The organism is Pseudomonas sp. 01L34 (assembly GCF_056400265.1).
In genome coordinates, this window is the sequence record NZ_JBFTSX010000005.1 from 684,928 (window position 1) to 710,329 (window position 25,402).

The window sequence follows — 25,402 nt, forward strand, 5'->3', positions numbered from 1 at the left end:
GGCAGCTGTACGCAGGTTCGCAGACCGGGAATCAAGGAACCCGGCAGACCCGAAGATCTCCCGCGCACAGCCGCCATAACGCAATCCAGTTGACGAAAAGAAGCGCCAACTGAAAGGGAACGGTGGCGCAGTGCGCCTTGATTGACCCGGGCTGCGAAACCCGATCGCTGATTCGTCAGCGACCGCGAAACGATAGAACCCGCCCCCAAAGCGCGCAAGCCGGCGGATTCTGGCGCAGTCGTAGGCAACGGCGCAAGGATGTGTAGCCTGAGTGAGTGTCTGGAGATGTCTTTTAAACATCGCTGTTTATTTCTCACTCAGGTGTTGGAGTAGAGGCAGGGCAGATGAACAAATGTCCCCTTTTCCTCGTTTCTCTCTCAATAAGGTCTGGCGCACCACGGGTTCCAGACCACATGCGGGGGCGCATTCCCGGGAACTATTCCGGGACCGTTGCCATTGCCATGTTGGTAGATGAGCGAATAGCCCGGGGGGCACCCTCTGGAGTCGAGCATCCAGTTAACTGAATTGCCCAGAATCCAGGTGTGTGAAGGTCCATAGACCAGCACTATAAGTGACCACAGATCAGACAGTGGCATGGAGCCCGGAACAGAGATCATCCAGTTGACAGAATTGGTCAACGTCATGGCCACTCCAGCGGATGCCGCGACAAAAACGTTCTTCACGTCCACATAGTAGGTAAGGGTGCTGAATCGATCCTGTGCGGTGATGTACGCGCCGCCGTTACGAAGACCGGTGACCTTTCCATTTGCATCGACCGAGACCTGAGCCGGATTGCTGGAGGTGTAGCGGATCGGGGGAACTCCATAGGATGCGGGACGATTTTCGGTATTGCCCGGGAAATCAGGCCCCACTTTCTGCCACCCCATCTCAATCCTGAGTCCGTGCAGGTTCATAGTGGTTTGGTTAACTTGCAGCGGTCGGCGCAGGGTGAAAGATCGTTCGTGTGATATCAGGTTATCGCCGTACTTCGCTCGTAACCGGATTGTGTTCAGCGCGTCATACTTGGCAACCTTCACGGGCTCCGAAAAATCGCCGTTAGCGTCTGTCGTTACCGTCGCCTCCACCACGCCATTCACCAGAATCTCGACTTGCTCCTGGATGCTTGCATGCCCGTGTACGGTGATAGTGGTGGCAATCGTAGTGTCGCCTTGTGGAATATCACGACCCTGCGGGTCTTTCAGCGCATCGATATGCGGCTGTAGTTCAATCAGCGAATCGACGATATACGCTTGCCCGGGAAATGCTACGGCCGTTTCCCTGTCAGGCTCTCGGTTCACATTCACCTGGAAGAAGATGTGTAAGGTGGTTTCATCTTTCAGATTGCGAAGCCAGTCGAGCGGCAATGCCAGTCTCAGGCCCCTCTCGGTACCCGTCAGTTCGCCTTTAAGGGCTTCATGCCGAACCACTTCACCTTGGGTGTTGGTTCCTTCAAACATCAGGTATTGAGGTTGTCCTGAACGTTGCCCCGGCCACTCATCCACTACCAGTTCATTGGCAGCCGTCAGTTTTTTTACTTCCACAATCCCGGATACTCCGCTGATCCGGGGCGTCGGAAGCCGACTGTCTTCGGGGGCGATCGGGGCGATCACAATTTCCACAGCCGGGGATGAAGCGGCTTTTTTCCCGTTGCGCCTCAAGTTCCAGCGCAGTTGTATCGTCTTTCCCTGGTTGGCAACAAGAAACCGAGGGTCGAGCACCCAGTTGGCGCGTTTGTTTTGGTTCAAAGGAATAAGCGAGAACAGTGGCGAGTCGTTTGGCGCCTTGATGTGTATCAGTCTCGCCCGGTCTTCCTTTATCGCCGTGAGGAATTCGGCCCTTATCGTCCGCTCCCCGTCCAAGGGGTGAATCGGCTGGGGGACTCCTACCAGAAACGGCGGCTCGAGGACGATGTCTTTCTCATCCCCAATCTTTAAACCCAGCAGATCGGAAACCACCTCGACTTTACCCGGGTTGGTGATTTTGCATTGCAGCGTCAATGGGGCACCGGCGTAAGGGGCTATGTATTTGGTTGGCACCTGGAAGATGAGCGGCAGCGTCGGGTCGGTGACGATCAGTTGGAAAATAAACAGGATCGCAATACCGTCCGAGTCAATGGTTTGCCAACATAATTCGGCCTTCGCGCCCGCTTTCATGGGCCAATACGTGGCGAACTCCACCTTCGCCAAGGTCGTATCCGCTGGCAGGGTATCGTTGCTCTCCAGCGGCTCGACCATCGGCAGGCCCAATGGCAGGGACGTACCGGTGATGGTGATACCCGCGTGTTTCGATGGTTGAGGGTTGCCTGTTCTGACCACTTGATAGAACGCCTGCGCCGAGCCTCGGATCAGGTTGCGAACCCACTCATTGGGAACCTCGAAGACCACGGTTCTGGTCGCGGCAGTCAGCGTCCTGCTGAAGGTGTGGGTGGCCAGGTCGCCACCATTCGTGATCCCTTCAAATGTCAGTTCGAGCAGTTCATCTTTTGCAAACACACCGGTGACCAGTATCCGCAGGGTACCGCCCACGAGCCAATCGTGATGAACCACATCGTCGGGATCGGCCTGTTCAAAAATCGGTGCGGTCAGCAGCACTATCCCTGGCTTGAAAACCAGGATCAGCGAATCCGACCAGCCGCTCGAATTCTTCACGACATCGAACACTTCCCAGCGCACGATCACCGTATTGCCAGGCGGCAAACTGGCGAGCATTTCAGGTGTCAATTCAAAGACCACGTCACCCAACGCAGTGACGGTGGACTCGAGGAGCAGCGTTCCAAAGGCAAGGACGACCACATCACCGATTTTCTGGTTGTAATACGCCAGAACGGTCACGAACATACCTTCATTGACCACGGTTTTATCAATGACGGATTCCGAAGCGACGGGCAGCTTGAGGCCCTGGTTGAAGGGTTTTCCGCCGTCTGTGTCCGGTTCACCCGGCGCCGGGTATTTATAAAACAGCGGCACAGGTGGCGATTGTTCGGTGTCGTTTCCGCTCACACGCTCAACTTCGAACCAGAATTGCTTGTTCTCCGATAGCAGCGGCGCAAACCTGGCTTCCATGTCTGTGGCGGAAATATAGAAAGGAATGTTTTTCGCGTTGCCTTCGGCATCGAAGTGGGCTTCGGTGACGGAAAATTCAGCGACGGACGCGTTTTTTGTTTCGATGTAAACCTTGATGTAGTCGCCGATGGCCATGTTCAGATAGGCCAGGATGTAAACCAGCAAACCGTCTCGGTCGCCGTGCACCATGTTGATGTTGATGTTGATCCCCAACGCACCGTCGCTCTGCGGTTTGTAGCCCGGCGGGTAGGGCGGGTCTACGGCCAGCACGCCGATGCCGCGATCGGGCGGGAATACAATGACTTGTCCATTGGAGGCGAGATCAGCGTTTGTCAGGGGGCTGTTCATGAATGCGTACCTTCCTTAGAGGCGCCCGGCTTCCCGATTGGGCGGCACCGATACGGAAGGATTAGATAGTCGGCGTGAGTATTTGCCTACTGTCAGATCTGACAGGTGCACACCGGTTTTAGACGAGCGGTCGTACCGCTCACATCGGCTCCGGCGGCCCAATCAACCGCCCCATCACCCCAAACAACCCCAACTCCCGAATCACCTCCAGCTCCCCTTTGGTCTCGACCATTTCCGCAATCAACGGCAGATCAATGCTGTTGGTCGCCCGGTATATCGCATCGATAAACAACCGCTTGTCACTCTGCTCATCGATACCCCGAATGTACGCCCCATCGATTTTCAAGTACGCCAACCCCAGCTGCGTCAGGTTGCCGATCTGGCTGAAGCTGCCGCCGAAATGCTGCAGACCGATGCGGTAACCGGTGTTGAGCAGGCTGTGGCTCAGGCGTTGCAGTTCTTCGGGGGGCGGCAGTTGGCGTTCGTCGATTTCCAGGGTCAGCAGAGGCGCCAGTTCCGGCAATGATTCGAGTATGTCGCAGATCAGTTTCAGCTGGGTCTGGTCGCGCAGGGTGCTGCCGGACAGGCTCAACGCGAGCGGCCAGCGGTTGGCGGCGAGGTATTCGAGGGTGGTTTCGAGCATCGCCAGATCGAACCGCGCCGACCAGCCGAGGCGTTCGATCCACGGCAGGAAATGCCCGGCGGCAACGGCCTCGCCCTGCGGGTCGAGCAAGCGCGCGAGGACTTTGTGGTGCAGCACCTGACTGGTGTCGGCGCATTGCACCACTGGTTGGAAATACAACTGCATCTTGCCCTCGGTCAGCGCATCGTCGATCCAGTTGCGCCAATCATGCTGAGAGTGATTCGGCGCAGTATCGACCTGGGCCTGGTATATCCATGGCCGCTCGGGATGTTGCCGGGCCTGGGTCAGCGCTTGGTCGAGGCGCAGCAGCACATCATTTGCCGGTTCGCCCGGGTGGTAGGCGACGATGCCCAGATGCGCCACGGGCATGCAGTCGCTGGCGCCGGTCAGGCGCAGGTTTTCCAGGGTGGCGCTGATTTCGGAGGCCAGGCGCGCGGCTCCCCTACTGTCCAGACCCGGCGTCAGCAAGCTGAATTCGCCACCGCGATTGCGCGCCGCGAGCCAGGTACGACGTTCTGCAGGTTGCGTCAGGCGCTTGAGCAACTCGCCGACGGCGCTGATCAGGGCATCGGTGCGCTGGCCACCCAGGCGTTGATTGAGGCCGATCAGGTCGTTGATCCGCAGCATCAGCAAATGACCGTCGCGGCTTTGCTCGGAATCCAGTAATTGGTCGGCCAGTTGTTCATCCAGCAAGCGCCGGTTGGCCAGGCCCGTAAGGTTGTCCTGATAGGATTCGGAGCGCAGTTTTTCGCTGCGCGCGGCCTCTTCGGCGAACAGCGCTTTGAGTTTTTCGACCATCTGGTTCATGGCCAGCACCACGCGTTTGAGCTCCGGCGTACGCGGCAATTTTGGCAAGCTGCGGAACTCGCGTTTACTGATGGCTTCAGCCTGTTTGACCATGTTGTCGAGCGGGCGCAATTGCCGGCGTAATAGCCAGCCTCCGAACACGGCGCTGAGTAATCCGCAAATCAGCAGCCAGATCAGGCTGCCGAGGGAGCTGTCCCAGAGTTTGGCCAGGGCGAACTGCGGGTTGCTCAGCACTTCGACCCGGGCTGCCTGGTCCCAGCCACGCGTGACCAGTGCATCGCCACCTTGTGGGCGCAGGTTCACCAGACTGACGAACCAGCCGGGTACACCCTCGATTTGCGCTGGTACGCTGCGCTCCACCAGCACTTGTTCATTCTCGATGCTGATGACCCGGATGCTGCTGAAATAGCCACTGTCGAAAATCGAGCTGACCATCAATTCGATCATCGCCGGGTCGTCGATCTGCGCGGTCAACGACAGGCCCAGCGCCGTGGCGGCGTCCTGGGCGTGGGAGCGCAACTGACTGAGCATCTGTTCACGGGAGCTTTCCAGGCTGACAAAAAAACTGCCGCTGAAGGCCACCAGCAAGAACAGGCAAATGGCGAGGAACAACTGTTTGCGCAGTGACATGAAAACACTCCTTGCAGTGGCGGCTAGCCTTCGCCCACGGCGAACCCTTCGATTTGCATCTTTTTCAATACGTCTTGCCAGCGCGACAGTTTTTTCGAGTCGCTGCTGCGTTTACCACCATTGGCTCCCGGCAAGTACAGGCCTTCGGCGTTGAAGGCGTACACCGGCAGCAAGTCTTTGCGTTGGGAGGCGGGGCGGATCTCGTCGATCAGGTTGTCCAGCACCAGCGGATCGGCCGTGGGGCTGCTGTAGAAGGTCAACACCATGTGCGCCTGGTTCTGGGTCAGGGCCTTGACGTAGGTGATGCGTAGTTTTTCGCTGGGAATCCCGAGGTGACGCAGGCTGAAGTATTTCGCCAGGGCGAAGTCTTCGCAGTCGCCTGCGGCTTTGATCAAGGACTCCACGGGCGTGGCCCAGTAATCGGTCTGATGCCAGATGCGCGTGTCATCCTGAAAACTCAGTCGCTGATTGAAGAAGTGATTGACCGCGTTCAGTTGTTCGCGCTCAGGCTGGTTGCGTTCGCTTTGCAGCATTTGGCTCCAGGCCTCGATCCGTCCCTGTGCCTCGCCAAGGGGGCCGTAGCGTTTTTCGGCCGTTTGCAGAACCTGCGCAAAATCCCAGTCGGCCCAGGCACTGCCCAACCCGGCCAGTAGAAAACTCGCCAGCAGCAGCCATCCGCCGAACCGAAGTCGGAGCGTTGACCATCCTGGACTACGCGGACTGCGGGGCATGTCTGGCTGCTCGGGTGCAGATGTCTGAAGTCTAGGCGGTGTTTACGGGGCGGTCGGGTAGGTCGTCGGACGAAAGGATGTCGGCGGGTTGTTTTGTGTGGCGAGGGGGCTTGCCCCCGTTGGGTTGCGAAGCAGCCCCAAAACCTGCAACCCAACCTTCTCCGACACGCCGCATTGACGACTGCTGCGCAGCCGAACGGGGGCAAGCCCCCTCGCCACAAAAGCCCTCGAGCCACAGAGGGGAATCAGGGTTTATGCAGGGTTTTCTGCTTGAGGATATAAACCGTCACCAGCACCGCACTGGTCAGCATGAACCCGCGCGCCCACGGCAGGGGCACCAGGTAGCAGGAGAACAGGATGCTCGTCCACATCAACCCGATGGTGTAGACCTTGCCCTTGAGCGGAATGCCGTTGCCGTCCAGATAGTCGCGAATCCAGGGTCCAAGCCGTGGATGTTCAACCAGCCAGTGATAGAAACGCGGCGAACTGCGGGCGAAGCAGGCTGCCGCCAACAGCAGGAACGGTGTGGTGGGCAGCACCGGCAGGAAAATCCCGATCACCCCCAGCACTACGCTCAGCCAGCCGATGGCCAGCAGCACGTAGCGCAACATCAGGGGGCGGTTGCCTATGGGGTTGTCCATAGGCAAAACCTTAGTGGTGACGTGGCTTGAGGATCGCCGGTTTTTCGTCTGGCGCGTTGCACAGCAAGTACAGCGCGGTCAGGGCTTCCGGGATTTGCACGATCATGTCGTCCATCAGGTTGGCGTCGGCCGCGATGTCGGAGAACTCAGGCTGTTCGTCGAACAGACCCGAACCGACCATGATCGGCAGCAGCATTTCACTGACTTCGTCTTCGGCAGTTTCGAACCAGGCGGCTTCGCGCAGGAACACGCCTTCCATGAAACCGATGCACCAGCCGCGCAGGTCGGAATCGTCCGGGTCATCACCCAGGTCGAGGTCGCAAGGCAGCTCGAACTCTTCGTCGGACGCCAGTTGGCGGGCGATGTGAGCCTTGAGCAGCACCAGGGTGGATTCGATCGCTTCACGCTCGGTGTCGTCGGCGTAATGCGGCTCTTCGGCGAACAGCGCGTCGATCCATTCGCGATCGGGAACGCTTTCGGAGCAGATCGACAGCGCAGTGAGGTAGCCGTGGGCGGCCACGTAGTCCAGCGCCTCGTCATGCAGCTCGTCGGCGTCGAGGAAGACTTGCAGGCGGGTTAGTTGCTCAGCGAAGGACATTAAAGGGCTACCTTGGGGAATATACGATGCGGGAATTCTAGGCCTTCTTGAGCGCTCAGGCCAGCCGCGCGGCATATTTGCTCCCGCGGTTGGCTTGCGTGCGTCTTATCAGCGGCGCCCTTTGCAGGGGAGGGCTCGGGTATACTCGCGCGTTTTGTGATGCCCTGCTGGCGTCACGGCTGAAATATGCAGCGTCATGCAATGCGTACTTACGATTTGTTTGTGCAGCTTTCGTGGTTCTGAACCAGCCTTGCAGGGATGTTTCGGTGATTTTTGGAGTTTTTATGCTCGAACAGGCTCAACGCGTCCTCAAGGACATCTTCGGCTACGACAGTTTCCGTGGCCGTCAGGGTGCAATCATTGAGCGCGTGGCCAGTGGCGGCGACGCCCTGGTGCTGATGCCTACCGGGGGCGGCAAGTCCTTGTGCTTCCAGGTGCCGGCGCTGCTGCGCGAAGGCCTGGCGGTGGTGGTGTCGCCGCTGATCGCGCTGATGGACGATCAGGTCGCCACCCTCGAAGAGCTGGGCGTCGCCGCGGCGTCGTTGAACTCCACCCTGAGCGCCGAGCAGCAGCGTGATCTTGCTGCACGGATCAAGCGCGGCGAGGTGAAAATGCTCTACCTGGCGCCCGAGCGCCTGGTGCAGCCACGGATGCTGGCCTTCCTGCAAAGCCTCGAAATCGCCTTGTTCGCCATCGACGAAGCGCATTGCGTGTCCCAATGGGGCCACGACTTCCGCCGCGAATACCTGCAACTGGGTCAGTTGGCGGAATTGTTCCCCAACGTCCCGCGCATCGCCCTGACCGCCACCGCCGACAAGCGCACCCGGGAAGAAATCGTCGATCGTCTGCATTTGCAGGATGCCGAGCGTTTCCTGTCGAGTTTCGACCGCCCGAATATTTTCTATCGCATCGTGCCCAAGGAGCAGCCGCGCAAGCAGTTGCTGGCGTTCCTCGCCGAGCGGCGCAGCGATGCCGGCATCGTTTATTGCCTGTCGCGCAAAAAGGTCGACGAAGTGGCGGTGTTCCTCAGTGAACAAGGCTTCCCGGCGCTGCCGTACCACGCCGGTCTGGCCAACGAAACCCGGGCGCATCACCAGAAGCGCTTCCTCAACGAGGAAGGCCTGATCATGGTCGCCACCGTGGCGTTCGGCATGGGCATCGACAAGCCCAACGTGCGTTTTGTGGCTCACCTCGACTTGCCGAAGTCCCTTGAGGCGTATTACCAGGAAACCGGTCGCGGCGGTCGTGACGGTCTGCCGGCGGATGCCTGGATGGCGTACGGCCTGCAAGACGTGGTGATGCTCAAGCAGATGCTGCAAAACTCCGAAGGCGACGAACGCCACAAGCGTCTGGAGCAGCACAAGCTCGACGCCATGCTCTCGCTCTGTGAAGAAACCCGCTGCCGCCGCCAGACCCTGCTGGCGTACTTCGACGAAGACATGCCCGAGCCCTGCGGCCACTGCGACAACTGTGTCGACGGCGTGCAGACCTGGGACGCCACCGAGCCGGCCCGCCAGGCGCTGTCGGCGATCTACCGCACCGGTCAGCGTTATGGCGTCGGCCATCTGGTGGACGTGTTGCTGGGCAAGGACAACGAAAAGGTCCGCAGTTTCGGTCATCAGCATTTGTCGGTATACGGCGTAGGCAAAGCGCTGGGCGAAAGTGAATGGCGCTCCTTGTTCCGACAACTTGTTGCTCGCGGTCTGGCGGACATCGACCTCGAAGGCTACGGCGGGCTGCGCCTGAGCGATACCTGCCGGCCGCTGCTCAAGGGCGAAGTGACCCTGGAACTGCGCCGCGACCTCAAGCCGCAAACCACCGCCAAAAGCAGTAAGAGCCAGGCGAGCCAACTGGTCCGCTTCGAGGAGCGCGAACAGTGGGAAGCCCTGCGTGCCTTGCGCCGCAAACTGGCCGAAGAACATGGCGTGCCGCCGTATGTCATCTTCCCCGATTCGACGTTGCTGGAAATGCTCCGCAGCCAGCCGACCTCGCTGGCGGAAATGGCCACGGTCAGCGGTGTCGGCGCGCGCAAACTGGAACGTTACGGCGAGGCTTTCCTCGAAGTGCTCGGCGGTCAGGTCGAGGCGCCGAAAGTGGTGGCCGATGTGCGCCACGAGTTGATCACGCTGGCCCGGGCCGGCATGACACCGCTGCAGATCGCCGGTCAGCTGCAATGCTCGGAAAAGAACGTCTACACGATGCTCGCCGAGGCCATCGGCAAGCAGCAGCTGTCACTGGAACAGGCGCTGGACCTGCCTGAAGAGTTGATGGGCGAAGTTCAGGACGCCTTCCTCGACGGCGAAGGCGAGTTGCCGCCGGTGGCGGAGATCGCCGCGTTGTTCGCAGGACGGGTGCCGGAAGGCGTTTTGTATTGCGTTCGTGCCGCGCTGCAGTCGGAGTTCGAAATTTGAATGATCTGTCGCGCAGATGTAACGATTCAGTACAGAGCAAACCTTGCCTATAGCCAAAGGTCATGCTTAGCTGACTAATAATTAGTTTTTCTCTATTTCAGTCTAACCATGAGTGTTTTATGCCGTTAACCGATCAACACCGCTTTGGCATGCAACTGGCCCAGATGTCTCGGGGCTGGCGTGCCGAACTGGACCGCCGACTGGCTGGCTTGGGCCTGTCCCAGGCGCGCTGGCTGGTGCTGCTGCACCTGGCGCGTTTCGATGATGCTCCCACCCAGCGTGAACTGGCGCAAAGCGTCGGCGTCGAAGGGCCTACCCTGGCTCGACTGCTCGATAGCCTGGAAAGTCAGGGCCTGGTGCAACGCCAATCGGTGCTGGAAGACCGTCGGGCGAAAAAAATCGTCCTCTGTGCCCCGGCCCGCCCCTTGATCGAACAAATTGAAACCATTGCCACGCAACTGCGCCACGAATTGTTCGAAGGCGTTGATGAGGCGGATTTGAAGGTCTGCATGCGTGTCCACGCGCACATCCTGGGCAACCTGGAAAAATCTTGAGGCACAACCACGCGTCGGACTTTTGAGATACCCCGTTGGGCAGACTATAAAGAACTACTAGGCAATATAGTGTTCGTACCGGATGTGCGAACACGTACAGGTTGGTTCTGGTTATTAAGGGATGCTCATGCTCGAGAGTTGGCAAGTCGTATTGCGGTGTTGCGCCAGGTTGTTGCTGGTTGGTGGTGCTGTCACATACTCGGCATTGGCTCCTGCGCTCGGGTTGGGCGACATCACCCAGCATTCGGCGCTCAACCAGCCGTTCAGCGCCGATATCGCCCTGGTGGACGTTGGGGGGCTGGAGGAGGGCGAGCTGTCGGTCAGCCTGGCGACGGCGGAAGAATTCAGCCGCGCCGGTGTCGAGCGGGTGTTCTTCCTCAATAACCTGAAGTTCACGCCGATCCTGCGGGGCAACCGCAACCTGATCCGGGTGACGTCCAGTAAGCCGGTCAAGGAACCCTTTCTGAATTTTCTGGTGCAGCTCAATCAGCCCAATGGGCGTTTGCTGCGCGAGTACACCGTGCTGATCGATCCGCCGGGTTCACCTGGGATTGTTCCCGTCAACGACGACCCCGCGCCGAGCCCTCAGGATTCCGCGTTCCCGTCTGTTGAACCGGCTGTTGCACCGTCACCTGTGGTGAATAGTTCGGCACCCAAGCCTGATGTCGATAAATCAGCCGCTACGCCGGCGAGTGATCCTGTTGCCGAACAACTGGCCACCAGCGTGCTGCAAAACCAGCAGCTGCAAAAGACCATCGATGAACTCAATGCGAAGCTGCAGGCGCAGGACGAGCAGATCGCCGTTCAGAAAAAACAGGTGACTGAGCTGCAAACCCAACTGACGGAAATCAAACAGGCGTCGGCGGCGCCTGCCGCACCCGAGGTGCCGGCGCCGGTTCCGGTGGTTGTCGAGACGTCCGAAGCATCCCATTGGCCGCTGATCATTGGGTTGCTGTCGTTGGTGGCCCTGGTGTCGCTCGCAGTGTTCATTCGCCGTCAACGACAGCAGGTTCAGGCCTTACCCGAGCTGCTACCCGTGCAGCCGTCGCGTCATGAACCGGTGCTCAGCCGCACGGCAGAACCGGCCAGGCCAGCCACCCAGGCGCGATCGGTGGCCGGCTCGGCGGATGAGACTGTCGCAGGCGACGTGCTGGAGGGGGTTAGTATCTACCTCGCCTATGGCCGATTGTCCGAGGCAGCCGGACTGTTGCGAGAGGCGTTGGTCAAGGAACCCCAGCGCACCGACCTGGCCGTGCAGCTGCTGGAGGTTCTTGGTAAGCAGGGTGACGTGCAAGCGTATGACGCGCAGGAAAGTAGCCTGCGTGACGCCGGGTTTGACACACAGCAACTTCAGGACATCCGCAGCCGCCATCCGAAACTGATCGATGCCGTGCCGGTGGCCACCGCGGTGGCAGTGGCTCCGTCCACGCCTGCAATCCCAGCGGCACCGAGCGATGAGTTTCAGCTGAACCTCGACGACCTGTCGATGGATGCGAACTGGGACCTGATCAGCCCCTTCGACAACTCACCGCCCAGCGCCAAACCATCGAATGAGCCATCACCGGCAGACGAGCCCGGGTTCACTTCGAATCTGCATGTGTTGCCCGATGTCTTCGAAATACCCGACGAGCCGACGCTGGATGAGCCCGAGCTTGAATGGGTCGCCGAACCTGACTCGCAATCTCTGGACGAGACCTTTCTCAACGAATTCAGCGATCCCGGCCAGCCGCTGGAGCTAGAACCGCTGAATGCTGAGTTGATGGATCTTGAACCGGTCGAGCCGAGCAGCGCCGGCAAACTCGAACAGGCCCAGACCTGCATTGACGACGGCGACCTGGACAGCGCCATCGAGCTGCTGAACGAGTTGCTCAAGGAAGGCGACGAGCCACTGAAGGAGACGGCCCGAACGCTGTTGGCGGGTATTCGCTGAAGATCAAAAGATCGCAGCCTTTGCGGTTATTATGGCAACCCCTCAGGCAGAGGAGTTTTGCCAATCATGACCGCACGTAAACCGGAAATCGTCATCACCTACTGCACGCAATGCCAATGGCTGTTGCGCGCCGCCTGGCTGGCCCAGGAACTGCTCAGCACCTTCGGCGACGACCTGGGCAAAGTATCCCTGGTGCCCGGCACCGGCGGGGTGTTCCACATTTTCTGCGACGATGTGCAGCTCTGGGAACGCAAGGCCGACGGCGGTTTCCCCGAGGCCAAGGTGCTCAAGCAGCGGGTCCGCGATCAGATCGATCCGGACCGCGACCTGGGCCACAACGACCGCACTCAGTGAGACGGCGCTTGCGCGGCAACGGTCTTGTGGCTTGAACCGCCGGACAACCGGCTGGAGACCACGATGGCCACGATGATCAACGCGCCGCCGATCAGCATGCGCAGCGTCGGGTTTTCATCGAACAACAACCAGGCCAGGGTGATGCCGTAAACCGGCTCCAGGGCAAACACCACTGACGCGGTCCGGGCCTTGATCACCGCCAGGCTGGCGACGAACAGGCTGTGAGCGACGCCGGTGCAGAACACCCCGAGCAGGCCAATCCACAGCCAGTCGATGGCGCGTACTTCGCTCAACTGCGGCATCGCCACCGGCAGCAGGCAGATCGCAACCACTACGTTCTGACACAGCGCCGCCTGCACCGGCGGGATTCGCCCGGAGCTGGCGCGGTTGGTCAGGGACAGCAGGGAGAACAGCAGGCCGGAGGCCACTGCCCACAACAGGCCGGTGGTGGCGCCGCTGGCCAGATCGAAGTCCGGTGTGACCAGTACCAAACCGATGCTGACCAGCACCACCAGCAAGATTTCATTGGCGCGGATGCGCTCGCGGAAAATCAGCCCTTCGAGGATCACGGTAAACGCCGGGAAACTGGCAAAGCCCAGGGTCGCGATCGCCACCCCGGCCACCTTCACCGCAATGAAGAAACTCACCCAGTGCCCTGTCAGCAGCAAGCCGCTGAGCAACAGGCGGCGCCAGTCCACGGCGTCGAGTGCCTGCCAACGGGTATTACTGGCGAACCGGGCGAAAAACGCCAGGGCGAGGACGGCAAACGCGGCACGACCGAACACGATGATCGCCGGTGAGGCGGCGGCAAGTTTGCCGAACACGCCGGTCAGGCCGAACATCAGTGCACCGATATGCAGAGCGCCAAGGGCGGTACGGGGAGTCATTGCAGTCCTTGAATAACGTATCGAATCTGGCCGACGACACCGTCGACCTGTGTAGGAGCAGCCTTCGGCAACTCCTACACAATGAACGATGTGCTTGCGGGTGTCTGTCGCCAGACTCGCGTCATTTGTCGCCAGCCTCGCGGCGCAATTTACCGGGTGAGGCGCCGAACTCACGCAGCACTGCTGCGGCGAATGCGCTCTGGGAGCTGTAGCCGACCCGACACGCGATCTCGCCAATGGGCAGCGCCGAATCGCGCAACAAGCGCACGGCGATGTGCAGCCGGCGACTGCGGATGTAGTCCATCGGCGTTTGCCCGCATTCCGCCACGAACCGCGCGTGCAAGCGAGCGCTGGACAGGCCGGCAATGCGCGCCAGGTCGGCGACTTGCAGTGGATAGGCCGCGTATTGATCGATGTGAGCATTGAGCGCCGCATACGGTAGACGCCGACCGCCGACCGTGTCGGGCTTGGCGTTGTTGAGGCTGGCCAGCAGCAACACCGCGCCTTGTTGGGCGATCAGCGGATCGCTGATCGGGCTGCCCGCCAGCCAGCTCACCAATTGGCTTTGCCCGGCGTCCAGCGACAGGCGCCCGGCATTGTCGAGCAAGCGGCGGCTGGCCTCGGCGTGGTCCCCCAGCGACTGAGACACCCACTGATCGCTCGGCACATCCAGCACCAGGCAACGGCTGCCATGGGCACTGTCGCAGGCATGATGCGCCCCGGACGGCACCACCACGAAACTCTGCTGAACCACCTGACTGCCAAGCCCCTCGACCTCGAAATCCAGTGCCCCCGACAGCCCGAATACCAGTTGCGCGTGGTCGTGGCTGTGGACGATCAGGTCGTGGGTGTATTGGCGCAGGGTGAGGATCGGTCTCATCGCAGGTCTCGTGGCGATATTGATGAGTGAAGCCGCCAGTCTACACCGAGGCCCTGCGTTCGCGCGTTGTCACAGGACTGACTTGCGATTGTCATGGGCAATTAACCCGACCGGCGCAAGCTTGCCAAAACTTGTCCAGAGGGTTGCCCATGACCAGCGCCGAGCTCGCCAAACCCAGCCGTAAGCAACGTGTGCGGACCTTATGGATTTCCGACGTGCATTTGGGCACACGGGACTGCCAGGCCGAACACCTGTCGCAGTTTCTCAAGGGCTACCATGCCGACAGGATTTACCTGGTCGGAGACATCATCGACGGCTGGAAGCTGCGTAGCGGCATGTATTGGCCCCAGGCGCACACCAACGTGATTCGTCGCCTGTTGACCATGAGCAAGCGCGGCACGGAAGTGATCTACGTCACCGGCAACCATGACGAATTCCTGCGCCGTTATTCGAAACTGATGCTGGGCAATATCCAGCTGGTGGACGAAGCCGTGCACGTGACCGCCGATGGTCGTCATCTGCTGGTGATTCATGGCGATCAGTTCGACGTGATTACTCGCTATCACCGCTGGCTGGCGTTCCTCGGCGACTCGGCCTACGAATTTACCCTGACCCTCAACCGCTGGCTCAACCATTGGCGGGCCCGTTATGGCTACGGCTATTGGTCGTTGTCGGCGTACCTCAAGCACAAGGTCAAGACCGCCGTCAGTTTCATCAGCGATTTTGAGGAAGCCATTGCCCACGAATGCGTCAAACGCGAGTTGCATGGCGTGGTGTGTGGGCACATTCACCATGCCGAAATTCGCAAGGTTGGTGAGGTGGACTACCTCAATTGCGGGGATTGGGTGGAATCGTGCACGGCGCTGATCGAGCATTGGGACGGCTCGATCGAGTTGTATCGGTTGGCCGATGCCCAAGCGCGGGAGGCGGAATTGAAGGCAATTAAAGTCGCAGAACCAGCTTAAACCGGAGGTTTAGCCTTTGTGGCGAGGGGGCTTGCCCCCGTTCGGCTGCGCAGCAGTCGTAAAACCTACACACACGATCTAGGGATAATGGTTTTGGGGCCGCTTCGCGACCCAACGGGGGCAAGCCCCCTCGCCACAGTGTGGGGTCAGGCTGGCTCTTGTTCCTCCATCGCCGCCTTGTAGATCGAATGCTTCGGCTGCGCAAACAACCGCTCCATCATCGGTTCGAAAAAGCTCAGCGGCAGCGTGTCGTATGCCGGGTCAAACGCCGCCGCGTCGTACCGGGCGCAAAATTCGATGGTCGCCTGATACTGCGGATGAGCGCTGAATTGCTCGCGCAAATGCCGGTCCATGCCCAGGTGATGGAAGAAGTAATAGCCCTGGAAAATCCCGTGTTTCTCCACCATCCACAGGTTCTCGGCACTGACGAACGGCTTGAGAATCGCCGCGGCGATGTCCGGGTGGTTGTAGGACCCCAGTGTGTCGCCGATGTCATGGAGCAAAGCGCAGACCACGTACTCTTCGTCGCGGCCATCGCGCCAGGCGCGGCTGGCGGTTTGCAGCGAGTGGGTCAGGCGATCCACCGGGAATCCGCCGAAATCACCTTCCAGTAACTTCAAATGCGCCACGATCCTTGTAGGCAATTGCCGGGCATAGGCGCTGAAGTCTGTGGCGATGATCGCCCAGTCTTCCTGCGTGCCGTCCTGCATGTGGGTAAAACGGGCGCGGGCATTCATCGGCTATCCTCTTGTTCTTATCGAAAGGGATGTTTGGAGTGTAGGGCTTGGATCCAGAGCGCTGCACTGGCTGCACAGGACGCTTTTGTGGCCAAAGGAGCCTAGAACGGCACGCGACCTGCAATCATGTCGCGGTACATGACGAAATCGCCGAGCAGGCTGTAAAGAGGATGCTGAAAGGTTGCAGGACGATTCTTCTCGAAGAAGAAATGCCCGACCCAGGCGAAGCTGTAACCGGCCAGCGGCAGGGCCAGCAACAGCCACCATGCGCCTTTGGCGATGGTCAGCGCCAGAATGACAATAACCAGCGTGGTGCCGACAAAGTGCAGTCGTCGACAAGTGCTATTGCGGTGTTCGCTGAGGTAATACGGGTAAAACGCAGCGAAGCTGTTGAAACGTTTGATGTTTTCCACGACTGCGATCTCTGTGGTGTGTGCAGGCAACAAGTTGCGCTGCGGGTAGCCTATTTAAGTCTAGAGTGATCATAGGCATCAGCCAGTGACAATAGGCGCCACTTTAGTATCCTTGGGCATTGGGTCGTGGCATGCGGCCATCACGTAGTAAACGCCATGAGCGAACGAACGACTTCTGCAAGCTGGGCGATGGGGATTGTCAAAGCACTGGAAATGGACGGCCTGGATTGCCGGGTTTTGTTCAAGCAGCTAGGGCTCGACTATGCGGCACTGGATGATCCGGATGCGCGCTTCCCGCAAGATTCCATGACGCGGCTCTGGCAGCGCGCGGTCGAGTTGTCCGGCAACCCGGCGATCGGCCTGAACATGGGCAAGGTGGTGCGACCGGCGTCCCTGCACGTTGCCGGTTATGCCTTGATGTCCAGTCGAACCCTGGCCGAAGGCTTTCAACGTCTGGTGCGTTATCAGCGAATCATCGCCGAAAGTGCCGATCTGAGTTTTCGCATACTGGACGAGGGTTATGCGCTGATTCTGACGGTGCATGGCGACCACTTGCCGCCGACCCGACAAAGCGCTGAAGCATCGATGGCCTGTGCCCTGGCGTTTTGCGGGTGGCTGACCGGGCGCACGCTGTGTCCGCGCAAAGTGCTGCTGCAGGGCGATCAGCCCGCCGACCTCGAACCGTATAAGCAAGCCTTCCACGCGCCGATGATGTTCAATGCGCCCTATGACGCCTTGATTTTCGAGCGCGCTGACCTGGAGGCACCGTTGCCCACCGCCAACGAGGCCATGGCGTTGCTGCACGATCGCTTTGCCGGTGAATACCTGGCGCGGTTTGCCGAGAGCCGCGTGACCCACAATGCGCGGCAGGTGTTGTGCCGCTTGCTGCCCCAAGGCGAACCCAAGCGCGATGCGGTAGCGCAGGCGCTGCACCTGTCGCAACGCACCTTGCAGCGACGCTTGCAGGAAGAGGGCACGAGTTTTCAGACGTTGCTGGATGACACGCGGCGTGAACTGGCCGAGCAATACCTGGCGCGACCGAGCATGACGCTGCTGGAAATTGCCTACCTGCTGGGGTTTGCCGATCCGAGCAACTTCTTCCGCGCTTTCCGACGCTGGTTCGACACCACCCCCGGCGAATACCGGGCGCGGCTGACGGAAGCGCTCAAGCCGGTCAGTGACGCCAGAACGCAGGGATACACAGAACAAACACCGTAATGATCTCCAGCCGACCCAACAGCATGCCGAACGAGAGAATCCACTTCGCGGCATCCGGCAGGCTGGCGAAGTTACCCGCCGGGCCAATGGTTTCGCCCAACCCCGGGCCGACGCCGGACACCGTGCTGGCCGCACCGGTAAGGGCGGTCATCCAGTCCACGCCGAGCAGCGACAGCAGTAGAGCGATCACGCAAATGGTGATGGCGAAAAAGAACGAAAAGGTCAGGATCGAACGTACGATTTCTTCGTCGAGACGGTGGCCGTTGTACTTCTGCTTGATCACCGCGCGCGGGTGAATCAACTGGTTAAGGTTGGCCTTGAGCAGAATGTAGGCCACCTGAAAGCGGAAAATCTTGATCCCGCCAGCGGTCGAACCCGAGCAGCCGCCAACAAACCCCAGGTAAAAGAACAGCATCAGCGAGAAGTTGCCCCAGAGGCTGTAGTCCCCCAGTGCAAAACCTGTCGTCGTCACCACCGAAGTGACGTTCAGCGCCACATGCCGCAAGGCGTCCAGCCAGTGCAACTGGGTGGTCCACCAGTACCAGGTGCCGAGCACCAGCCAGGTCACCAGCAACATGCCGAGCAAGCCTTGCACCTGTTCATCCTTGATCAGCGCCCGACGGTTACCGCGTAACGTGGCGACATACAAGGTGAACGGCAAGGCGCCGAGAATCATGATGACGATCGCGACCCAATGCACCGCAGGCTCCGGCCATTTGGCCAAAGACTGGTCGGAGGTGGAAAACCCGCCGGTGGAAATCGCCGACATCGCGTGGTTGATCGCATCGAAGGGGCTCATCCCGGCCCACCAGAACGCCAGGCTGCCGAAAATGGTGATGCCGACGTAGGTCGCAACGATCAAGCGCGCCACCATGTGCGAACGGGGCATGACCTTTTCGGAACGGTCTGACGACTCGGTCTGAAACAGCCGCATGCCACCGATGCGCAGCAATGGCAGAATCGCGACCGCCATGCCGATAAAGCCGATCCCGCCGATCCAGTGCAGCAAGGAGCGCCATATCAGGATGCCGGGGGACATGGTGTCCAGGCCCGTGAGCACCGTCGAGCCGGTGGCGGTGATGCCGGACATGCTTTCGAAGAATGAGTCGGTGTAGCTGATGTTCTGGGTCAGCAGGAACGGCAGGGCGGCGAAGATGCACACCACCAGCCAGCTGCTGACGGTCAGCAGGTACATGTCTCGCGGGCGCAGATGGATGTGTTCGGGACGCCCTGGAATCACCAGGGCCAGGCCGGCGACAAAGGTAATCATGCTGGCCCAGAGGAATGACGGCAGGTCGCTGGTGCGCTCGAAGATCACCAGGGTAGCCATGGGCACGGCCATGGAAATGGCCAGCGTGATCAGGAAGATGCCGATGATGAAACCAATGATCCGTAAGGTCGGCAACGCCATGAAGTCCGCTCGGGCTGAAGTAGGGAAGGGCGCCATTCTACCTGCGGGGCAGGGCATGTAAACCGACAGCCCTGTGGCAGATGCAGCTAGAATAGCCAGACATTTTTTCCAGGAGGTGGCCGATGCAGGCTCTCGACGCTTTGCTCAACCGTGTTTCCGTTCCACGACTGCTCGATCCGGCGCCCACTGCCGAGCAACGCGAAGTGCTGTTTGCCGCCGCGATGCGCGCGCCAGACCACGGCCACTTGCAGCCTTGGCGCTTCCTGACAGTCGAAGGCGCGGCGCGCGAGCAAATGGGCGAGTTGCTGGCCGAAGCGGCGAAGCTGCAAGACAGCGAGGTGTCAGAAGCCGCGCTGGACAAGGCCCGTAACGGCCCGCTGCGTGCACCGCTGGTGGTTGTGGTGATTGCGCGTTTGCAGGATCACGTCAAATACCCGAAATCCGAACAATTGTTGGCGGCAGGCTGCGCGGCTCACGGGATTTTGCTGGCCGCTTACGCGCAAGGCATTGGCGCCGTATGGCGCACTGGTGAGCTGGCCTATTCGCCGCATGTAGCCAAGGGGTTGGGTTTGGCCGAAGGGGAAGAGGTGATTGCGTTCCTTTATCTCGGTACGCCGCAGAAAGAACCGCGTGTGGCGGAGAAGGTTGATCTGGCCGAGTTTGTCAGCGCCTGGCCCGGTAAGGCCTGAATATCAAAAGATCGCAGCTTCGTTGCACTTGTAGGAGCTGTCGAGTGAAACGAGGCTGCGATCTTTTTGCATCACCCCCGATTTACGGCTGCACCACCGCCCCCGGCACCAACGGCAATTCCAGACTGGCAATAAACCCACCCTCAGGATGATTGGCCAGCACCAGACTGCCGCCATGCCGTTCCGCCGCACGACGTGCGATGGCCAGCCCCAAGCCATGCCCGGACGTTGTCTGCCCCGGTGCCCGATAGAACGGTTCACCCAGCTGATTCAAATGTTCGGCCTCTACGCCAGGGCCATGATCGCGCACGCTGACCACAATCCTGTCGCCCTGACGCGCCGCCTGCATTTCGATCGGTTGCCCGACCGGGTTAAAGCGTTGGGCATTGCGCAGCAGGTTGTCCACGGCCCGCTCGATCATGGTCGGCCAACCTCTGAGGTTCAGTTGCGGCTCGGCCTCAAGGCGCACGTTCTGCTCCGGCGAACTTAGCTGAGCATCCTTTTGCAGGGTATTGAGCAGCGCATTGAGATCCACCTCTTCGGCACTGGCGTTGTCGGCATCGACCCGCGCCAACACCAGGATTTCGCTGATCAGTGCTTCCAGTCGATCACATTCACGGGTCAGGCGCGGCCAGAGTTTTTCCCGCTCCTGGGGATTGGCCCGCTCGGCCAGTGCCAGCGCAATGCGCAGTCGGGCCAAGGGCGAACGCAACTCGTGGGACACATCGCGCAGCAATTGCCGCTGACTGCCGATCAGGCTTTGCAGACGCGCGCCCATGCGATTGAAGTCGTTGGCCAGCACACCGAATTCATCGCGGCGGTTAGCCAGTTGCGCCAGGCTGTTTTGCTGATACGTCGTCTGCCCCAACTCATGCACTGCGCCACGTAAACGGCTCAGCGGTCGGGTGATGGAAAAGGTCACCAACAGGCTGAACAGGGTCAGTACCACCAGGGCGATACCCAGCGCACTCAACGGCCAGAGCAGGCTCTCACGGTGCCAGGCGTCCAGTTCCGGGTGGGGAATGCGATAGATCAGCAGGTAGGTGTCGCCCGTCTTGGCGCTGGTGTATTCATCGGTCAGGCGTCGCCACGGCAGGCGCCGATCATCGTTTTGCTGCCGTGCTTCGAAGGCGGCTGCACGCCGAGGGAAGGTGCCGCGTACCACCGGGTCTCCTGCCTCGTTGAGCACCTGAACGTCGATGTGATATTGGCGCTTGCGCTGCTCCAGGATGTCCTGGGCGGCTTCTTCGCCTTGGCTTTCGTAGGTTTGCGTCCACTGTTCGGCCAGGGTGTTGAGGCCCGGGTGGCGACTGAGAATCCACGCGTCCTGGTTGAGCATGTGTCCCAGCAAAATGGAAAGCCCTGCAACCAGAGCGATGGCCAGCCAGAAGCTGGCCAGGATACGCCAGAACAATGAGCGCACAGAAAATCCTCGAACAAGCTCAAATCAATGTGTGGCGAGGGGGCTTGTCGGAACGCCGCATCGCCCCGTTCGGCTGCGAAGCAGTCGTAAACCCGTTACATACGGTTTAACTTTGAAATACCGGGGCCGCTTCGCGCCCCAACGGGAGCAAGCTCCCTCGCCACAAAGGCTCGCTCCCACAACGAACTGAGAGGCATCAGACCCAACGGTGATTAGCCGTTGGGTCCGGGGTTAACGCATTATTGCGCCTTTTGCGCTTGCTGCGCTTTCCAGGCCTTGAACTCGGCCCATTCGGCGCGACGCTCAGCTTGTTTCTTCTGGATCTCGTCGAATTGCTTCTGTTGATCCGGTTTCAGCAGGGCGCGAACGTCGGCTTCGGCTTTCTTGTGCTTGGCCTCCATCTCGTCTTTCAGGGCTTTCTGGTCGGCTGGCGAGAGTTTTTCCAGGTACTTGTCGACCAGTTGCTGACGCTCGTGCATCTGCTCGCCCATGATTTTGCGGATCTGCTCGCGCTGTTCGCGGCTCAGGTCCAGTTGGCTGTAAGGGCCTTTACCGTGCATGCCGTGCATCTGACCGCTGTGGCGTGAGCCGTCCATGTGATCACCCATCGGGCCCGTACCTTCAGGCATGGCCATGGCAACGGTCGGCAGGGCGGCAGCAAACATCAGAGCGATAAGAGTCTTGCGCATGGTGTATCTCCTTGTCTCGTTCCCGGTACGTTCCGGATGTGTGCAGATTACGCAGATCAAGGTCAACGGCGGTCAGCGGAGCGTAAAGCTTGGGTAAAGACGGTTTTCTGCTTTGCTGACAATTCCAACACTTCGCCGATATTTCTCTGACGAAACCTGGCCTTCGTAGCAGCTGTCGAGCCCCAGCGAGGCTGCGTTCGGCTGCGAAGCAGTCGTGATCCGCCTGATGCGGTGTATCTGAAAGAGCGTGCAAACAGATTTTACGACTGCTGCGCAGCCGAACGCAGCCTCGACAGCTGCTACGAAGGGGCGTGTCAGGTTCAGAGGCTGTAGTAGTAACCGCGACTGCGCAAGGCCACGATGCGTGGGCGGCCGTCGGGGTGTGGGCCGATTTTTTTGCGCAGGTTGCTGACGTGCATGTCCAGGCTGCGGTCGTACAGGGTCAGTTTGCGACCGAGGGCGATTTGCGCCAGTTCCTGTTTATCCAGCGGTTCGCCGGGCTGCTTGAGCAGGGCTTCGAGCAGGCGGCTTTCGGAAACGGTGAGGGTGAATTCCTGTTCATCGATGCTGACCACCCCGCGCACCGGGCTGAAGCACAGGTCGCCCAGCTCGAGCTGGCTGGAGACCGCCGTCGGATGACTGCGGCGCAACACCGCGCGCAGGCGGGCGGTCAGTTCCCGTGGGTCGCACGGCTTGGCCAGGTAGTCGTCGGCGCCCAGTTCCAGGCCGAGGATGCGGTCCAGCGGTTCGCCACGGGCCGACAGCATCAGCACCGGCAAATCCGGATGGTCGCTACGCAGTTGCTTTAGCAGTTCCAGGCCGCTGCCGTCCGGCAGCATCACGTCCAGCACCACGGCCGCCGGAGACGTTTCGGCCAACGCGCGACGGGCGCTCTGGCCATCGTGGCAGGCGCGAACCTGAAAGCCTTCCTGGCTCAGCCAACTGCTCAGGAGCTCACACAGCTCCTGGTCATCATCAATTAGTAACAGCTCGCTCATGACTCACTCAATTTAGCCATTGCCTACGTTTTCTGGTGGCACCACTGGCGAAGATACCGCAGAGCAGGGCCAATAGCGCTACTGCCGCCCCAATAACGAACCACTGCTGCTGATCGGTCAGCAGGCGCGGTAGCGGGCTGCTGGCCAGGGTTTCCTTGAGTTGCAGCTTCAGGCGCTGATTCTCCTGGCGCAACCGGCTCAGCTGGGCGCTTTCGCGCTCGCCATCGGTGGTTTGCAATTGTTTGCTCAGTGTTTCTCGTTGCTGCTCGCTCTCTTTCAAGCGCTGCTGCAACTCGGTGATCTGGCTACCGGCGCTCAAGGACAGCGGCGTCGAATTACCGCCATTGGCGCTTTCTTCACCATGGGCTGGCGCCATGATCGACAACGTCACCAACATCAGACACAACGGACCTTTGCGCATCGCAACTCCTGATTCCAATACGAGTATTGGGCAGGTTGTCGGCCGGTAAACGAGAATAATGAGCGATTGAACGTGCGATGAATCGATAAGATTCACCGCACGCGAGAACTTTACGGCAGGACTTGCTTGAACGGCTTGACCAGAACATTGGCGTAGACGCCTGCGGCAACGTACGGATCGGCGTCGGCCCAGGCCTTGGCGGCGCTCAGGGACTCGAATTCGGCGACGATCAGGCTGCCAGTGAAACCGGCTGCGCCCGGATCATTGCTGTCGACCGCCGGGTGTGGACCGGCCAATACGATACGACCTTCGCCCTTGAGCACTTGCAGACGCTCAAGGTGCGCAGGCCGTGCGGCCAGTCGGGCTTCCAGGGAGTTGGCGACGTCTGTGGCAATGATTGCGTAAAGCATGTCAGTCCTCGGTTTTTGGCGTTGTGGTGTCGGCGTCGTGCAGGTGGCGGGACAGGTAGATGCCCTGGCCGACCAGGAACAGCAAAGTCATGCCCAGGCTGCCGAAGACCTTGAAGTCTACCCAGTAGCTCTGGAAGGTGAACGCGACGAACAGGTTGGCGGCACCGCAAAACAGGAAAAAACCGATCCAGGCGATGTTCAGACGGGTCCAGATTGGCTCCGGCAGGGTCAGCGCGTGGCCCATGATGCGTTTGATCAGCAGTTGGTCACCGACGAAATGGCTGCCGATGAACGCGAGGGCGAACAGCCAGTTGACCACCGGGGCTTTCCATTTCAGGAAGGTTTCGCTGTGGAACGCCAGGGTCAGGCTGCCGAAGACCAGGCAGGCAATGAGGGTCAGCCACTGGCTCTTCTCCAGCTTGCGCTGCTTGATGTACAGCGTGCCGTAGACCACCAGGGAGCTGATGATCAGCATCGCGGTGGCGCTGTAAATACCACCGACAGACAGTTGATGACCGCCAATGTCGACGACCCGCGGGTCGATTTTGAAGACGATGAAAAACAGCAGAAGCGGGATGAAGTCGATGAATTGTTTCACAGTGGCAGCCAGAAGCAGGATGTGGCGGCATAATAACAAACATATTGACGCGCGATAGCGTCAGCTGATTTGAGGTTACATAGTCCTGTGAATGTTGATTTGCACTGCCATAGCACGGCCTCCGATGGCGCCCTGGCGCCTGCGGCACTGGTTGCGCGTGCGTTCGAGAAAGGCGTGCGAGTCCTGGCCTTGACTGATCACGACACCCTTGAAGGCCTCGACGAGGCCCGTAGCGCCGCGACGGCGCTGGGGATGCAACTGGTCAACGGCGTCGAATTGTCCTGCACCTGGGGCGGGGCGACCATTCATGTGCTGGGCTACGGTTTCGACGTCAATGCCGCGCCATTGGTCGAGGCCATCGCCAAATTGCACGATGGCCGCTGGCTACGGTCCGAAGAAATAAGCCGCAAGTTGGCGTTGAAAGGCATGCTGGGGGCGCTTGACGGCGCCCGCGCCATTCAGCAGGAACTGGGCGACAGCGGCAACGCGCCGGCCCGTCCGCACTTCGCCGACTGGATGGTGCGCGAAGGTTTCGTCAAGGATCGCGCCGAAGCGTTCCGCAAATGGCTGGGCGCCGGCAAGCTGGGAGACGTCAAGCTGCACTGGCCGACCCTCGAAGACACCGTCGAGACCCTGCGCGCCGCGGGTGCCTGGGTCAGCCTGGCGCACCCCTGGCACTACGATTTCACTCGTAGCAAGCGTCGCCGCCTGATTTCTGACTATATTCAAGCCGGGGGCCACGCGATTGAAGTGGTCAATGGCCATCAGCCCGCCGAGCAAGTGGGCAGCCTGGCGATTCTTGCCCGTGAGTTTGGTCTGCTGGTCAGCGCCGGCAGTGATTTTCATGGCCCTGGAGGCTGGTCCGAGATCGGTGAATACCGCCCACTCCCGGAGGATCTGCCACCACTGTGGTGTCGATTCAAACATGACCCAATTATTGCCGCCGTCTGAACA

The 25,402-nt window shown here is 60.1% G+C and carries 24 protein-coding genes; 8 read left to right on the top strand and 16 right to left on the bottom strand.

Translation table 11 applies throughout. The features are described from left to right. Positions 1-377 precede the first annotated feature (377 nt). The 5 genes from AC1DQM_RS18785 to AC1DQM_RS18805 form a co-directional block, all read right to left on the bottom strand. Positions 378-3,410, bottom strand: coding sequence for an Ig-like domain-containing protein (locus AC1DQM_RS18785; protein ID WP_477746661.1), 3,033 nt, complete (start codon positions 3,408-3,410; stop codon positions 378-380). A gap of 139 nt (positions 3,411-3,549) precedes the next feature. Next, on the bottom strand, positions 3,550-5,490 hold the full coding sequence (lapD, locus tag AC1DQM_RS18790) for a cyclic di-GMP receptor LapD (protein WP_477746662.1): 1,941 nt from the start codon (positions 5,488-5,490) through the stop codon (positions 3,550-3,552). Positions 5,491-5,513: 23 nt separating this feature from the next. Then, on the bottom strand, positions 5,514-6,221 hold the full coding sequence (lapG, locus tag AC1DQM_RS18795) for a cysteine protease LapG (protein ID WP_064619589.1): 708 nt from the start codon (positions 6,219-6,221) through the stop codon (positions 5,514-5,516). Between the two features lie 245 nt (positions 6,222-6,466). Then, positions 6,467-6,862, bottom strand: a complete 396-nt coding sequence (locus tag AC1DQM_RS18800) for a YbaN family protein (protein WP_477746663.1) — start codon at positions 6,860-6,862, stop codon at positions 6,467-6,469. A 10-nt stretch (positions 6,863-6,872) separates the two neighbouring features. Continuing rightward, positions 6,873-7,460, bottom strand: a complete 588-nt coding sequence (locus tag AC1DQM_RS18805) for a UPF0149 family protein (protein ID WP_007938492.1) — start codon at positions 7,458-7,460, stop codon at positions 6,873-6,875. 284 nt (positions 7,461-7,744) lie between these two features. Here AC1DQM_RS18805 and recQ point away from each other — a divergent pair, with 284 nt between their 5' ends. The 4 genes from recQ to AC1DQM_RS18825 all read left to right on the top strand — a co-directional run bounded on the left by recQ (position 7,745) and on the right by AC1DQM_RS18825 (position 12,709). After that, complete coding sequence (recQ, locus tag AC1DQM_RS18810) at positions 7,745-9,871, top strand: DNA helicase RecQ (protein WP_028939960.1); 2,127 nt, start codon at positions 7,745-7,747, stop codon at positions 9,869-9,871. A 119-nt stretch (positions 9,872-9,990) separates the two neighbouring features. Next, positions 9,991-10,425 carry a MarR family transcriptional regulator gene (locus AC1DQM_RS18815; RefSeq protein ID WP_018929920.1) on the top strand — a complete coding sequence of 145 codons (435 nt, stop codon included), beginning with the start codon at positions 9,991-9,993 and terminating at the stop codon, positions 10,423-10,425. Positions 10,426-10,552: 127 nt separating this feature from the next. Further along, entirely contained in the window at positions 10,553-12,355 is a 1,803-nt protein-coding gene (locus AC1DQM_RS18820; protein WP_477746664.1) for a motility hub landmark protein FimV, read from the top strand. Between the two features lie 66 nt (positions 12,356-12,421). Further along, on the top strand, positions 12,422-12,709 hold the full coding sequence (locus AC1DQM_RS18825; protein WP_007895010.1) for an Rdx family protein: 288 nt from the start codon (positions 12,422-12,424) through the stop codon (positions 12,707-12,709). Here the strand turns inward: AC1DQM_RS18825 and AC1DQM_RS18830 are convergent. Continuing rightward, positions 12,703-13,596 carry a DMT family transporter gene (locus AC1DQM_RS18830; protein ID WP_018929922.1) on the bottom strand — a complete coding sequence of 298 codons (894 nt, stop codon included), beginning with the start codon at positions 13,594-13,596 and terminating at the stop codon, positions 12,703-12,705. The genes AC1DQM_RS18825 and AC1DQM_RS18830 overlap by 7 nt on opposite strands. A 121-nt stretch (positions 13,597-13,717) precedes the next feature. Beyond that, positions 13,718-14,476: a helix-turn-helix transcriptional regulator gene (locus AC1DQM_RS18835; protein ID WP_018929923.1), complete on the bottom strand. Its 759-nt coding sequence runs from the start codon at positions 14,474-14,476 to the stop codon at positions 13,718-13,720. Between the two features lie 149 nt (positions 14,477-14,625). Here AC1DQM_RS18835 and AC1DQM_RS18840 point away from each other — a divergent pair, with 149 nt between their 5' ends. Next, on the top strand, positions 14,626-15,441 hold the full coding sequence (locus AC1DQM_RS18840) for a UDP-2,3-diacylglucosamine diphosphatase (RefSeq protein WP_018929924.1): 816 nt from the start codon (positions 14,626-14,628) through the stop codon (positions 15,439-15,441). Between the two features lie 146 nt (positions 15,442-15,587). On the opposite strand, the gene AC1DQM_RS18845 is transcribed toward AC1DQM_RS18840, so the two are convergent. Continuing rightward, on the bottom strand, positions 15,588-16,178 hold the full coding sequence (locus AC1DQM_RS18845) for an HD domain-containing protein (RefSeq protein ID WP_018929925.1): 591 nt from the start codon (positions 16,176-16,178) through the stop codon (positions 15,588-15,590). Between the two features lie 101 nt (positions 16,179-16,279). Beyond that, on the bottom strand, positions 16,280-16,591 hold the full coding sequence (locus tag AC1DQM_RS18850; protein ID WP_018929926.1) for an Mpo1-like protein: 312 nt from the start codon (positions 16,589-16,591) through the stop codon (positions 16,280-16,282). Positions 16,592-16,747: 156 nt separating this feature from the next. Here AC1DQM_RS18850 and AC1DQM_RS18855 point away from each other — a divergent pair, with 156 nt between their 5' ends. After that, positions 16,748-17,809, top strand: a complete 1,062-nt coding sequence (locus AC1DQM_RS18855) for an AraC family transcriptional regulator (RefSeq protein ID WP_477746665.1) — start codon at positions 16,748-16,750, stop codon at positions 17,807-17,809. Here the strand turns inward: AC1DQM_RS18855 and AC1DQM_RS18860 are convergent. Beyond that, positions 17,766-19,220, bottom strand: coding sequence for a TrkH family potassium uptake protein (locus AC1DQM_RS18860; RefSeq protein WP_018929928.1), 1,455 nt, complete (start codon positions 19,218-19,220; stop codon positions 17,766-17,768). The genes AC1DQM_RS18855 and AC1DQM_RS18860 overlap by 44 nt on opposite strands. 122 nt (positions 19,221-19,342) lie before the next feature. On the opposite strand from AC1DQM_RS18860, the gene AC1DQM_RS18865 reads away from it, so the two are divergent. Then, a complete protein-coding gene (locus AC1DQM_RS18865; protein WP_019579531.1) occupies positions 19,343-19,909 on the top strand; it encodes an NAD(P)H nitroreductase in 567 nt (188 codons plus the stop codon). An 82-nt stretch (positions 19,910-19,991) separates the two neighbouring features. Here the strand turns inward: AC1DQM_RS18865 and AC1DQM_RS18870 are convergent, their stop codons facing one another. The 6 genes from AC1DQM_RS18870 to AC1DQM_RS18895 form a co-directional block, all read right to left on the bottom strand. Beyond that, positions 19,992-21,332, bottom strand: a complete 1,341-nt coding sequence (locus tag AC1DQM_RS18870; RefSeq protein ID WP_477746666.1) for a sensor histidine kinase — start codon at positions 21,330-21,332, stop codon at positions 19,992-19,994. Between the two features lie 239 nt (positions 21,333-21,571). Continuing rightward, the gene (locus AC1DQM_RS18875) at positions 21,572-22,021 is read right to left on the bottom strand and encodes an LTXXQ domain-containing protein (RefSeq protein ID WP_018929931.1); all 450 of its coding nucleotides are present in this window, start codon (positions 22,019-22,021) and stop codon (positions 21,572-21,574) included. Between the two features lie 320 nt (positions 22,022-22,341). After that, positions 22,342-23,019, bottom strand: a complete 678-nt coding sequence (locus tag AC1DQM_RS18880; RefSeq protein WP_008010984.1) for a response regulator transcription factor — start codon at positions 23,017-23,019, stop codon at positions 22,342-22,344. Between the two features lie 7 nt (positions 23,020-23,026). Further along, positions 23,027-23,440 carry a hypothetical protein gene (locus tag AC1DQM_RS18885; protein WP_064619574.1) on the bottom strand — a complete coding sequence of 138 codons (414 nt, stop codon included), beginning with the start codon at positions 23,438-23,440 and terminating at the stop codon, positions 23,027-23,029. A 110-nt stretch (positions 23,441-23,550) separates the two neighbouring features. Then, the gene (locus tag AC1DQM_RS18890) at positions 23,551-23,850 is read right to left on the bottom strand and encodes a YciI family protein (protein WP_019579534.1); all 300 of its coding nucleotides are present in this window, start codon (positions 23,848-23,850) and stop codon (positions 23,551-23,553) included. A 1-nt stretch (position 23,851) separates the two neighbouring features. Beyond that, positions 23,852-24,448, bottom strand: a complete 597-nt coding sequence (locus AC1DQM_RS18895; RefSeq protein ID WP_064619571.1) for a septation protein A — start codon at positions 24,446-24,448, stop codon at positions 23,852-23,854. Positions 24,449-24,535: 87 nt separating this feature from the next. Here AC1DQM_RS18895 and AC1DQM_RS18900 point away from each other — a divergent pair, with 87 nt between their 5' ends. Then, positions 24,536-25,399, top strand: a complete 864-nt coding sequence (locus AC1DQM_RS18900) for a PHP domain-containing protein (protein ID WP_477746667.1) — start codon at positions 24,536-24,538, stop codon at positions 25,397-25,399. Positions 25,400-25,402: the final 3 nt, after the last annotated feature.

What these genes read in the sequence shown, in the direction of transcription:
- lapD (WP_477746662.1), bottom strand. Translation starts at nt 5,490, where the DNA reads ATGTCACTGCGCAAACAGTTGTTCCTCGCCATTTGCCTGTTCTTGCTG.
- AC1DQM_RS18825 (WP_007895010.1), top strand. Translation starts at nt 12,422, where the DNA reads ATGACCGCACGTAAACCGGAAATCGTCATCACCTACTGCACGCAATGC.
- AC1DQM_RS18840 (WP_018929924.1), top strand. Translation starts at nt 14,626, where the DNA reads ATGACCAGCGCCGAGCTCGCCAAACCCAGCCGTAAGCAACGTGTGCGG.
- recQ (WP_028939960.1), top strand. Translation starts at nt 7,745, where the DNA reads ATGCTCGAACAGGCTCAACGCGTCCTCAAGGACATCTTCGGCTACGAC.
- lapG (WP_064619589.1), bottom strand. Translation starts at nt 6,221, where the DNA reads ATGCCCCGCAGTCCGCGTAGTCCAGGATGGTCAACGCTCCGACTTCGG.
- AC1DQM_RS18800 (WP_477746663.1), bottom strand. Translation starts at nt 6,862, where the DNA reads ATGGACAACCCCATAGGCAACCGCCCCCTGATGTTGCGCTACGTGCTG.
- AC1DQM_RS18855 (WP_477746665.1), top strand. Translation starts at nt 16,748, where the DNA reads ATGAGCGAACGAACGACTTCTGCAAGCTGGGCGATGGGGATTGTCAAA.
- AC1DQM_RS18830 (WP_018929922.1), bottom strand. Translation starts at nt 13,596, where the DNA reads ATGACTCCCCGTACCGCCCTTGGCGCTCTGCATATCGGTGCACTGATG.
- AC1DQM_RS18865 (WP_019579531.1), top strand. Translation starts at nt 19,343, where the DNA reads ATGCAGGCTCTCGACGCTTTGCTCAACCGTGTTTCCGTTCCACGACTG.
- AC1DQM_RS18785 (WP_477746661.1), bottom strand. Translation starts at nt 3,410, where the DNA reads ATGAACAGCCCCCTGACAAACGCTGATCTCGCCTCCAATGGACAAGTC.
- AC1DQM_RS18845 (WP_018929925.1), bottom strand. Translation starts at nt 16,178, where the DNA reads ATGAATGCCCGCGCCCGTTTTACCCACATGCAGGACGGCACGCAGGAA.
- AC1DQM_RS18880 (WP_008010984.1), bottom strand. Translation starts at nt 23,019, where the DNA reads ATGAGCGAGCTGTTACTAATTGATGATGACCAGGAGCTGTGTGAGCTC.
- AC1DQM_RS18820 (WP_477746664.1), top strand. Translation starts at nt 10,553, where the DNA reads ATGCTCGAGAGTTGGCAAGTCGTATTGCGGTGTTGCGCCAGGTTGTTG.
- AC1DQM_RS18860 (WP_018929928.1), bottom strand. Translation starts at nt 19,220, where the DNA reads ATGGCGTTGCCGACCTTACGGATCATTGGTTTCATCATCGGCATCTTC.
- AC1DQM_RS18890 (WP_019579534.1), bottom strand. Translation starts at nt 23,850, where the DNA reads ATGCTTTACGCAATCATTGCCACAGACGTCGCCAACTCCCTGGAAGCC.
- AC1DQM_RS18875 (WP_018929931.1), bottom strand. Translation starts at nt 22,021, where the DNA reads ATGCGCAAGACTCTTATCGCTCTGATGTTTGCTGCCGCCCTGCCGACC.
- AC1DQM_RS18815 (WP_018929920.1), top strand. Translation starts at nt 9,991, where the DNA reads ATGCCGTTAACCGATCAACACCGCTTTGGCATGCAACTGGCCCAGATG.
- AC1DQM_RS18885 (WP_064619574.1), bottom strand. Translation starts at nt 23,440, where the DNA reads ATGCGCAAAGGTCCGTTGTGTCTGATGTTGGTGACGTTGTCGATCATG.
- AC1DQM_RS18835 (WP_018929923.1), bottom strand. Translation starts at nt 14,476, where the DNA reads ATGAGACCGATCCTCACCCTGCGCCAATACACCCACGACCTGATCGTC.
- AC1DQM_RS18805 (WP_007938492.1), bottom strand. Translation starts at nt 7,460, where the DNA reads ATGTCCTTCGCTGAGCAACTAACCCGCCTGCAAGTCTTCCTCGACGCC.